Below are 12,133 nucleotides of genomic sequence, written 5' to 3'. Positions count from 1 at the left end.
AATTTTTAGGATACTGCCAAAATACAAAAAGCCTGACTCGGTAAGGAATCAGGCTTTTTGTATATTTTGAATAATTCAATTCTTCAAAATGGCACAAACACGCATCAGCCCATTCCCGTTTAGGAAATTAAGTGGTGATGATGATGTGTAATTGTGCTGTTCATGGCGCAAAGTTAGACGAAGAATATACAAACACCAAGTATTATCTATCTATTTTTGCATTTATCTGCGATTCAAGCATTTATATCATCCTTAAAACAAGCTCATTTGTTCTATTTTGGGTAAAAATTTGGGAGGATTAATCGCCAAATTACAATGCAAATTTAGCTCCTGAATCCAATAATTCGCCATTTCGGGCGCAATGGTATTTTCACAGATATGTACAAAAATGTATAATTCTTCTAAGCCAGTATCCAACCATTGTTTGATTCTTTGTACCCACTCATCTATTCGTTTATAATCAGAAGGATGCTCATTGCCAACCCAACGAATCATTGCAGTAGTGGTGCTCAGGCTCTGATGACAAACATCACGTCGTCCAGCTACGTCGGTTATGACTGTTCCAACTTGATAGGATTTGAGCATTTGAAGGGTATTTTGCCAAATAGTTGGATTTTTAAACCAATCTTCATTTCGGAATTCCACCGAGAATTTTAATTGCTGGGGTATCGTTTGAATATATTTCTCTAAAATGGGTAATTGTCTTGGACCAAATTGTGGAGCCAATTGCAAAAAGCTCGAACCTAACCTATCGCCTAACGACAAAATACTATTACAAAACAACTGACTTAGTTCTTGTGCATTTTGGAGCTGTTTATCATGCGAAATCACCTGCGGGAATTTTGGGCAAAACAAAAAGTCATTTCCTGTTTCGGTAACCCAGCGCTGAATAGTTTCTTCATTGGGTATTTGGTAGTGCGTCACATTCAATTCAATTGTGTTGAATTGCTTGGCATATAAAGAAAGGTAATCTTGATTTTTGGCAGTAAAAGGATATATTTTCCCATTCCATTCTTTATTAGCCCAAATGGGACATCCTATCCAGACTTTAGGTTTTGTCTTTTGTGTTCCATCTAATACCTCCAAATTAAAGGTATTATCTTGTAAGAGAGTAAAATCGACACGCCCTACATCAAATTTCGAAAGTTTTCCAAAGTCCATTTCATTAATTGATTTTCTCTATCTTATTCCGCAATAAAGTTACCATATAAAGCAAAAATCCCACTATTGCTAGTGGGATTTTCGTGAATTCATTGTACTCAATAGTTTAAACACAGAAGCATTTCATACGATGTATCTACAGAATATGCCTCTGTGCATTTTGGCTATTGATTATTTTGGATCTAAGCCTTTTTCAATTCTGAACAAAATATCTTGTAAATGATACTTAGTCATTTTGTCTTGAATCAATGGCAAGCTAGCTTTTACTTCATCTTTCAATGCCAACAAATGTCCACGGCTTACCGATACAATATCAGTTTTACGAGGGTCAACTGCTGGAGGAACTACAGTACCTCTGAAAGAGAAACCACCAGACATAGAAGCACCAGAAGCATTAGCTGTAGCAATTAATTTCTCAACATAGCTTTTCTGCAAGTTACGACGGAAGCTATCTGTTGCTTTTTTAGTTTTAAGCTCTGCAAAAACATTTGATTTTACATCTGTCAACATTTCGTCGATACCATAAGCTGTTGGATATTTTGCTTGCGTTTCTACCAAACGTTGTAAACGGTCGATTGCAAAAATGCTTGACAATGCAGCATCTTGAATTCTTGAGATAGCATCCAAACCTTGGTCTGGGCGAATACGAGCAATAATTTTCTCTTCCAATAACCAAGTTGGTGTATCAAATACATACTTGTTCAACCAAGTAATAGCTTCTTTCTGCGTAGCTTTTGGTGTTGGCTCATACACAACGCCTGTTTGATCTGCTGATTTTGGTGTTTCAAAAATACCACCAACATTTTTCACAACATGACCAATATAACGACGATACTGTGTAACGATTTCATTATATGATTCAGCCAACATATCATAATCTTGAGCTTCTTCTTTTGTCCAATCAATCAAGTTTGGTACAATACGCTTCAAGTTTTTGATACCGTATTCACTCGCCAGCATATTGTTGTCACCCAAACATTCGCTTTGTGAGCGTGGATCGTAAGGGTTAGTTTCTGTACCGAACCAAATTCTTGGATTCTTCGCTATTTCTTGAATATACTCTTTGCTCAAAGTCTTTTGGTCGTCTTCAGCAGTAGCACCGTCTAATGTTTGGTACCCCCATTTGATTGCCCAAATATCATATTCTCCAATTCTTGGATACAAATCTTTTACACCATCTTCTGGTTGTGCAACGTAGTTAAAACGAGCATAGTCCATTATCGAAGGCGTGTGCCCGTGCTCAGCAATCCATTTTGGATCACGAAGTTTCTCTACAGGAACTGTGCTGCTTGAACCATAATTGTGACGCAAGCCCAAAGTGTGACCAACCTCGTGAGATGATACAAAACGAATCAAATCGCCCATCAACTCATCATCAAATTTGCTTTTACGAGCACGAGGATCTACGGCAGCTGCTTGAGTCATATACCATTTTTTCAACAACTTCATTACGTTGTGGTACCAACCGATATGACTTTCCAAAATTTCACCTGAACGTGGGTCATGAACGTTTGGACCGTAAGCATTTTCAATATCAGAAGCAAAATAACGAACTGCCGAATAGCGAGCGTCTTCAAGGCTAATGGTAGTGTCGTTGTCTGCCAAGATTTCACCACGAATTGCATTTTTCCAACCAGCGGCTTCAAATGCTTTTTGCCAATCATCGATACCAGCTTTCAAGTATTTTCTCCATTTTGCAGGAGTAGCTGGGTCGATATAATAAATGATTGGTTTTTTAGGCTCAATTATTTCACCTCTCTTTTGTTTTGCAGCATCTTCAGCATTTTTAGGCTCTAATCTCCAGCGAACAGCAAAAGTCTGATCTTCTGTTCTTTGTGAGTTTTCATCAAAAACAGTGTAACCATTTGCGAAGAAACCAACACGAGGGTCGAAGTTACGTTTCTTCATTGGTACTTTTGGCAACAAAATCATTGACGTATTCACTTCCATTGTCATCACACCCGTTGTAGCTACCGAAGGCAAAGAAATCGAAGGCATTGCACTTGGAGCACCAGGCATAGAAGGCGCACCATTATAAGTACGAACCGCTCTAATTTCGGTATTGATAGGATATGTTTTAATAGAAGTCAAGTATGTACGATCAGGAGCCAAAGTAGTCAATTTATAAGCCGACTTAATCGTAGGAGGCAAAGAGATAATTTGGTTTTCGCTTTTGAAGAAATCCGAAACATCAATTACCGTATTAGTAGATTTTGAAATAGAATCCTTTTTGAAAGCTTTTACTTCAAATGCCTGAGCAATTGGATCAACGTTTGAGTTGCGAACAGCTTTGTAAATTGGTTGTGTTGAATCAGCCGACACATTGATATACTGAACCCCACGCAAGAAAACCTTATTATCTGGTCCTTTCTCAAAACGAATAACCTGACGGTTTAGCAATTCACCACCATAAGCTGGCAAACCTACCGAACCTGGTACTGTAGCAGATTTAGAAACGCGCGTTATCGTCATAATTTCGCGACCCATCAAAGAGTCTGGAATCTCGAAGAAATATTTATCTTCAATTTTATGAACAGTAAACAAACCTTTTGAAGTTTTTGCTTTATCAGTAATAACCTCCTTATATGGCTTTGGACCTGGTTTAGGCGCATCTGCTTTAGGGGCTGCCGCCGCTGCTGGCGTAGCAGCTGGAGCTTTTGAATCTCCTTTTTTGTCTTGTGCTTGAGCATTTAATGCAACACTAAGCGACAACACAGCTAAGGAAATTTTAGTAGCATTTTTTAGCATGTTGAATAGTTGTGTTTGAGTTAATAAACTTACTTTAGTATGGGTTTTAGAAATAATCCAATAACGAAAATAGATTTTAATACACGAATTTAAAAACAGCTTGTGATGAATGGTAACAGTTTTTCGACATGGGGTAAGGTATCATTGACCAAAGCTTTTATTTTACAAACAAAACTTTGGCACCTGTTTGTCGTAGATACTCTGCTTTAACTCCCCATTGCTCAGATTGTTTCAAAATCTTTTGTGCATAATATTCTGAACAAGAACCATCCAAAATCAAGGCTTTATACTTTAAGCCATCTAAATCCTCTAGTTTTTTGATTGCTTTGTTACCTATAATTATCCAGTCAAATGTGGTGCTTGATACGACTTTCTGCTTATTAAGTCTGTAAGGGATATATAGCAATTTGTATTGTTGATAAGTTAGTTCTCGAATAGCATTCGTTTTTAACAAACTTTCACTCAAGGTGTCCTTCACTCCCCTTTCTGAGAAATAATTACTTAACCTAAAGCCCATTTCTTTCTTATTCTCGATAAAGCTACTATCACCAATAATCAATGCGTTTGTGCCATCAAGCACACTTATAGCGTGCCCTTTCGGGATACTGTGGATAACTAATTGCTTTTGCACACTAATATTAATTTGTTCTTCAACTTGCAGAAGTATCAATATAATTAGCAATAAAACGCTACTTTTTATCCACACAAATGACCTAGTTATCCACAATGCAGAAAAAGTTATCAACAGTGCAAAAATTAAGCCTACTTCTAATTTTGAAAAGTGTAAAAATTGCATCATCGAGTGAGGTAATTTCTCTGTTATTTTGGCCGAATAATTTAATAAGTCTGTCAAAAACTCTAAAAACTTAGCTAGATAATCAAGAACAAAATTTATCTTAAATAACTGAAAAACAGGATATATAACAATAAAAAACAAACCTACACAAAGCACTAAAGTAGAAAAGATTATTACAAAAGGATTGGCTAATAAGAAGTATAAGGGAAATTGATGAAAGTAATATACTGTCAGTGGAAAAGTAGCCAATTGAGCAGCGATCGACACACAAGTCAGTTCCCAAAACCAGTATAATATTCTTACATGAAAACCTCTGTGGATATCAGTTATCCACAATTTAACTAATAAAGGTTGAAAAAATAACATTCCCAAAACTGCCAAATAGGAAAGCTGAAACCCAACCTGAAAAATGAAATTAGGATTCCATAAAAGCAATACAAAAGCAGAGAATGCTACCGTATTATAGGTGTTTTGTTTTTTGTGGATAAACTCCGCAATCAAGACCATCGAGAACATCAATGTCGAGCGTAATACAGGAGATGAAAGTCCTGTCAAGAAAGCATAAAACCAAAGCAAGCTCAACACCACAAGAACGAAAGTAGTTTGTCCCCATCGGCTTTTTCTTTTTTTAATAAAGCCTAATAATATAACCAGCACTTGATAAATAATACCGACGTGCATCCCCGACACCGACAGTACATGTATAGCGCCTGCTGCCGAATAGGCTTGCATCAAAGGCGAATCCAATTCGTCTCTTACGCCCAAAACCATAGCATTAACTACACCATGTACAGATTTTTTGGGAATGGACTTCACCACTGCCCTATCTGCATAGCGATTCAACAGCATCGCATAACAATACACACTTTTATGTTCAGTTTTGCCAGCATATACAAAATCACCTTTTCTGACATACTGTTGGTCGAAGATTTCTTGCAAGGCCATGTATCTTTGGAAATCGAATTCATAAGGATTTTTGGGAGCCTCAATCTTTTGAAGGTGATTAACCAACCAATATTTTTCTCTCAACTCTGGCTTTCTTTCTGCTTTTTTATCGACATATAATAAAATTTTGCCATGACTTGAATATATTGTATCATTTTTAATCACCTCTTTTACTTCGGCAATTGCCTTCCAAGAATTAGTTTTTTCTTCTACCATTTCTACGATTTCTACTAAATGAACCGCTTTTGTATCGGTAAAGTCAGAATAATGATTTTTGAGAAGGATTTCTCTTTTTATATCAACCACCAAGATTCCTACGCTAATCATCATCAACAAGCCCAACAATCCTGTTAGATACTTTGGGAGTTTTAGGTAAGCAAAAAAGTACAAGACGAAAAGGCTCGTCAGACTAATCAAAAGTCCAAACCAGTAGCCAGCAAAATAGGGAGCCAATAAAATTCCAACAATAAGGCATATTACATACCTCAAAAAAGGGAAGCGTGCAAAAGGTGTCATGACTATAAATATGATTTGGTGTAAAATCTCATTGGTAACAAAACTCATTGAAAATCAATAAGATTTGAATATTTTCTGGATTTTTCGAAATTTTCCAGAATTACCATATCTAATATCCGTATCTTTGCGGATTAATCAAAATACACGCACGATAAATGTCTTCAGTGATTAGCGATAAATTAGATAAGTTCTTAAAAGGGAATTCGTTACCTAAAGTTCATAATAAAGGAGTACAGTTATTTCAAAGCAAAGCTTGTAAGCTCGAAAGCATCCAATTGGAAGGCGATGGTGAAGCTAAATATCAAGTAAAAAGCGAGTCAGGACCAAAACTCTATCAAGTTGACATCAAAAATTGGAATGGCTCAATTATTCGAACTAAGTGTAACTGCGAATATGATTGGGGGGGTATCTGCAAACACCGTGTAGCTGCTCTTTTATCTTTAAAGGAATATATCAAAACGAACCCAACCTCGTCAAAAGTTTCTACAACTGCTGCAAAACCAAAGTTTATTACAGCCCAACATATCCTAAAAATTGGCTCCTTCGATGATTGGTCGCTTAAACAATTGGTACAGGAAGAGGACTGGAAAAAACGTAATGATAACCTATTTCAGGTAAATATCACCCATGCACTCAATGGTGTTGCTGAAGTAGATGTATCCAACAAACAAGAAACATTTCATGTAAAAGTTGAACGTCTACGTTTTAATCAAGAAATTTTTACCTCTTGTTCTTGCCACGCCTCTATCGACGCGCAGCTTTGTGTGCATAAACTTCAAGCTATTTTAGCTATTCGAGAAAAATACGGTACGTATAATCCATTTGACAAAATGCGTGATTATACTTCCGAAAAAAATAAACTTCTTCAAGAATACGGCTTCAGTTTAGAAGATGATTTGAAGGGAAAATTTGACTTCAAAATCAATCAAGATGGCTCTGTAGCATTAGTTAAGTTAGACAAAAGCATTCAGAAAATTAGCTCTTATCAGAACTGGCGTATCATCAACAATAAGATTTTCCGTCCAGAAGAGTATGCTTTTCAAATCAATACCGACGAAACTAACCTTCAGGAAACTCGTGAGATTATCTATGTGGTTCATTTCAAAGAGGCCAAATATCTCAACGATGTTCAATTTGAGGTGCATTCCTGCAAAATCAACGGTCAAGGCAAAATGTCAGGCTTTAAGTCTTTCGACTCTGCTCAGTTCAAAGATTTCCCACAACTCTCTGACGAAGATTTACAGGTAATTCATACCATCAATAGCATCAATGCTGATGGTATTCAATCTTTTGCTAAAAGAAAAGAAATACGTCTCAATTACTTCCACGATTATCTTGACCGTGAACAAGTTTCGGCAGATACTCTACCAATTATTGAGGAGTATATGAGCAAGCAACTAGACAAAGTATTTCACTTATTACAGGGTAAAAATGTTTTTCTAGCAAGCTCTCCTTATTTCAATTCGCACCACGAATTAACTCCAATCACGTTATCCAGCGAAAGGGTGATCCCGTTTTTTACTCTTCGCCAAGATGCTGAATTTATTATATTAGAAGGCTACACACGTATTCTCAAAAAACGCATTCGACTAGCTTCATTACTTAATCTCAATAGCTTTTGGATACGTGAATACGGAGAACAGTTACATAAAGTAGCATCACCCGAAATTGCCAATCTTTTACATTATCTCGACAACCAAGGGGTAATTAAGGTAAAAAAAGAGGACTTTGAAGGCTTTGTTCACGATTTCATTATTCCTTTAAGTCAGAAATTTGATTTAGAAGTAAACCTTCAGGAGCATATCCAAAAGGAAGAGTTGCAGTTTATCGAAGCCAAACTAATGTTGAAAGAAGAAGACAATAATCTTCTTTTTGTTCCAAGATTTGTTTATTCTCAAATTTTACCCGAAGAGCCTGTTGTTGAAATCGTACCCCCAAAACGTGGTTCTAAAAAAGCTATAGTGCCCAAAAAAGAACCTATCCTATACGAATTTACGTACGACCACAAATCTAGTCGTCTCGATTATCATAATGGGGATATACTCATACAAGAGCGAAATGCTGTTCTAGAAAAAGAAATCTTTGAGAAGATTCAGAAATTGCATGCTGAATTTCAATCGCAAGGGCAATATTCATTTTTTCACTTAAGTTTCAACGAAGTACTAAAGAATGATTGGTTATTTAATTTCTTCGAAGAAATGAAGAAAGAGAATATCAAGATATTTGGTACTCAAGAATTAAAGAAATTCAAATACAATCCGAATAAGGCTACTTTTTTTGTCAAAACCAGCTCAGGAATTGATTGGTTTGACATGAAAATTGAGGTGGTATTCGGCGATCAGACCGTTTCTCTTAAAGAAATTCAAAAAGCTGTTTTGAAAAAACAGAATTATGTAGAACTCAAAGATGGAACTTTAGGGATTTTACCAGAAGAATGGCTAATGAAATATGAGCATATCTTTAAGTTGGGTAAAATTAAAGGAGAAAACCTTCAAGTCTCAAAACTCCACTTTTCACTTCTGGATGAACTGGGTGCAGATATTGATAATTTTGCTATTCAACAGGAATTATTTGAGAAAAAGCAAAAATTACTCAATTTCAAGCAACTTCCAAATGTGGCTGTTCCTCACAACGTAAAAGCGACCTTACGTGACTATCAGCTCGAAGGATACAAATGGCTTTCCTTTCTTGATGAGTTCAAATGGGGTGGTATTCTAGCCGACGATATGGGTCTTGGTAAGACTTTACAGATGTTGACTTTTTTACAAGAACAACAAAATCGTCATAAGGACACCACAAACCTTGTTATTCTGCCAACTACTCTAATCTTCAACTGGCAAGCTGAAGCAAGTAAGTTTTGCCCAGACTTGAAGCTTTTTGTACATCGTGGCGGTACTCGTCAAAAAAACAATCACCATTGGCACGAGTATGATATTATTCTAACAACCTACGGTATGGTTCGTTCGGATATTGAGCTATTCAAATCATTTCCATTCAACTATGTTGTTTTGGATGAGTCCCAAGCTATCAAAAATCCAGATTCTTTGATTTCAAAGGCGGTTAAACAGCTAAACGCTCAAAATCGACTTGTCATGACAGGTACTCCTGTCGAGAATAATACATTTGATTTATTCTCTCAAATGGAGTTTATCAACCCTGGCTTATTAGGTAGTCAAGAGTTTTTCAAATCAGAATTTGCCACACCTATCGACAAAGGACAAGATAAAATACAGGCCGCACACTTGCGCAAAATTGTTTATCCTTTTGTTTTAAAAAGAACTAAAGAGGAAGTAGCTAAAGATTTACCAGAAAAAACTGAAAGTATTATTTTCTGTGAAATGGATAAAAAGCAGAGAAAAGTATATGATTCTTATCGAGAAGAATACCGTCAGAAGCTAGTAGAAAAAATGGCTACAGATGGTAAAGAAAAAGCTTCATTCTTGATTCTTGAAGGTTTACTGAAACTACGTCAAATTTGTGATAGTCCTGCATTAATTAACACAGAAATACCACTTGAAAATAATTCGGCTAAATTAGATGAAATTGTAAGGGAGATAGAGGAGAACGCTGGAAATCATAAAATTTTGATTTTTAGTCAATTCCTCAAAATGTTAGATTTAATCAGAGAACATCTTGAAAAACATCATATCTCATACGAATATCTTGATGGTAAAACCCAAGATAGAGAAGATCGTGTAAATCGTTTCCAAGAAGACGAAAACTGTCGTGTGTTCTTAATGAGTCTCAAAGCAGGTGGCGTGGGTATCAACCTTACTGAGGCAGACTACGTTTATTTAATTGACCCGTGGTGGAATCCAGCCGTTGAGCAACAAGCAATCGACCGTACACACCGTATCGGACAAAAGAAAAATGTATTTGCCTATCGAATGATTTGTAAGGATACCATTGAAGAAAAGATTCTTTTACTACAAGAAAAGAAAAAGGATTTGGTTAAAGATTTAATTAGTACAGAGGAAGGTTTCTTGAAAAAACTATCTCAAGACGATATCATCGATTTATTCTCTTAATACATGAAAAGCTGGTTTATCCAGCTTTTCTTATTTTATTCAATTAATATCTTCTGGGTCAATATATTGGTAGTATTCCACCATACTGAAACAATAGCTAAACCCTTAAAGGTATCTTCTTTCAATCGAATAACGTAATTTTTACCCCCATCTTGTTGTATTTCATAAGCTACTGAAGTTCCATTTATTGTATAAATCTCAATATAGGGTGTCTCTTCTCGTATCCAAGTTAGTAATAAAGGCTGATTTTTTGAAAATAAGGATGGATATATACTAACCTGTTGTCCTGCGTCAACCCACGCTGTTTTCAGCGCAATAGGCTTAAAACAGGCTTTAGTCGAGTCATTATCAATCTGACAAAGTCTATAGTAATTTAAGCCCATTTCTGGCTGTTTATCCAGCAGACTATATAACTTCTCTGATTTTGAGTTTCCCTGAGAAATTACCCTAGCTATTTCTCTAAAATCAAGCATATTATTAGATCGTTCAATAGAGAAATATGCATTGTTCAACTCCTCAATAGTTGTCCATTTTAATTGCGTTACTTGATTTGACAAGACTTCTCCTGTAAAACTACTCAGCGTAATAGGAGTTGGCATAAGTTGATAGGAGAGGCTAAAATTATCAATAGCAGATGATGTTCGCGTCGGACTTGGGGCATTTAATGGATTCGTTGAAGCTGAGAGTGCTACTATTCTAATCCATATTTTTTGGTTTTGATTATTAACAGATGCAGGAAGAGTAGTGTTTATACGATTACTAAAAACCTGATTTGCTCCAGTTGTATGCCCTGTTGATATAGTTGAAAAAGCAGATGGGTTATCTCCTATGCCATAATCAACTGACCATATTGTTTGTCTTTCGCCATTAGTATCATCTAAAGACTGTAAATCAAATGATAATTGAAAATTTTGGAATGCTTGTGTATTAGCAATACAAAGTACAAACGCAGCACCCGGATCTCCCAATGTTGAGCTTTGTCTTACGCCTAAGGCTCTATCAGTCTCACTTGCTTGCTGCACATAGTTTCCGATTAATGAACTTTTGAAGGAGGCAAAGTTTTTAAATTTTGCCGTGGTATTCTTCCAGTATGTTCCATTTGCTCCAATAACTGTTGGAGTAGGCGTAGCTACAAAATCACCTGAAACATCATTGCCTAGACTATTCACACTAGCACCAGTTCTCACAGACCATCCTTGAGGTAATCCTGAAGCCAATTGATTAAAGTCCTGAGAATATCCAGCACCAGATAAATTTATTTGGGCTATAGCAGAAGTACAATAGATACTTAGCAAAAGTATTTGGAGTAGATTTTTCATAAAATGTAGAAAAGCTATTTACAATTGAATTTATACTTTAAATTAATATAGTAAAGTGACAAAATCAATAGATAAGAGCTATATGTCAAAATTTTATTCTATCCTTCAAAATACTCAAATAGCAAAATCAAATATTATAAACACAAAGTCTTAGTGATAAGGTAAGATGTTGTAGGACATTATTCTCATCTATTTGTTTATAGTGCTTTGTTTAAAGTATCGTATCCTCAATACTGAGCCTTGTAAAACAAAAAAGCCACCCTATCGAGGTCGCTAACATTTCTTTGTAATATTTTATGGCTTTTCTCTGCATGATTGGGACGCACAGTCTGGGACACTGAGTTCTCAGCGCGTAGCCTGCAGTATCCTCAACGGTACTGAGCCTTGTAAAACAAAAAAGCCACTCTTTTGGAGTGGCTTCTGTCTTTGTAATATTTTGGAGCTTTTTTACTTTCCCGCATTTGATTGCAGTATCATCAACGGTACTGGGCTTAACTACTCTGTTCGAGATGGGAAGAGGTGAACACCAGTCCTATCGGCTCCATAAAACCTGCGAGAATTACTTCTCTATGTCTTATGTCCGTTTGACGTATATCGTGAAAGATGTTGAACAAGTAAGA

Annotated in this window: 5 protein-coding genes and 1 rRNA gene; 1 reads left to right on the top strand and 5 read right to left on the bottom strand. The window is 36.2% G+C overall.

Annotated features, from left to right (window positions below; translation table 11 throughout):
• Positions 1 to 252 precede the first annotated feature (252 nt).
• From BWI92_RS19985 to BWI92_RS19975, 3 genes are all read right to left on the bottom strand, one after another.
• Positions 253 to 1,161, bottom strand: a complete 909-nt coding sequence (locus BWI92_RS19985) for a DUF72 domain-containing protein (protein WP_095166119.1) — start codon at positions 1,159 to 1,161, stop codon at positions 253 to 255.
• A gap of 171 nt (positions 1,162 to 1,332) precedes the next feature.
• Positions 1,333 to 3,909: a zinc-dependent metalloprotease gene (locus BWI92_RS19980; protein WP_095166117.1), complete on the bottom strand. Its 2,577-nt coding sequence runs from the start codon at positions 3,907 to 3,909 to the stop codon at positions 1,333 to 1,335.
• Positions 3,910 to 4,066: 157 nt separating this feature from the next.
• On the bottom strand, positions 4,067 to 6,166 hold the full coding sequence (locus BWI92_RS19975) for a ComEC/Rec2 family competence protein (protein ID WP_176464491.1): 2,100 nt from the start codon (positions 6,164 to 6,166) through the stop codon (positions 4,067 to 4,069).
• 155 nt (positions 6,167 to 6,321) lie between these two features.
• On the opposite strand from BWI92_RS19975, the gene BWI92_RS19970 reads away from it, so the two are divergent.
• Positions 6,322 to 10,194, top strand: a complete 3,873-nt coding sequence (locus tag BWI92_RS19970; protein WP_095166113.1) for an SNF2-related protein — start codon at positions 6,322 to 6,324, stop codon at positions 10,192 to 10,194.
• Positions 10,195 to 10,229: 35 nt separating this feature from the next.
• Here BWI92_RS19970 and BWI92_RS19965 read toward each other — a convergent pair whose 3' ends face one another.
• Positions 10,230 to 11,513, bottom strand: a complete 1,284-nt coding sequence (locus BWI92_RS19965; protein WP_095166111.1) for a hypothetical protein — start codon at positions 11,511 to 11,513, stop codon at positions 10,230 to 10,232.
• 434 nt (positions 11,514 to 11,947) lie between these two features.
• Positions 11,948 to 12,059: ribosomal RNA gene (gene rrf, locus BWI92_RS19960) — 5S ribosomal RNA — on the bottom strand.
• Positions 12,060 to 12,133: the final 74 nt, after the last annotated feature.

Origin of the sequence: Flectobacillus sp. BAB-3569 (genome assembly GCF_002270355.1) — a bacterium.
Taxonomy (GTDB): Bacteria; Bacteroidota; Bacteroidia; order Cytophagales; family Spirosomataceae; genus Flectobacillus; species Flectobacillus roseus.
Note: the sequence above shows the minus strand (reverse complement) of the source record. Positions and strands in the feature narration are given on the sequence as shown.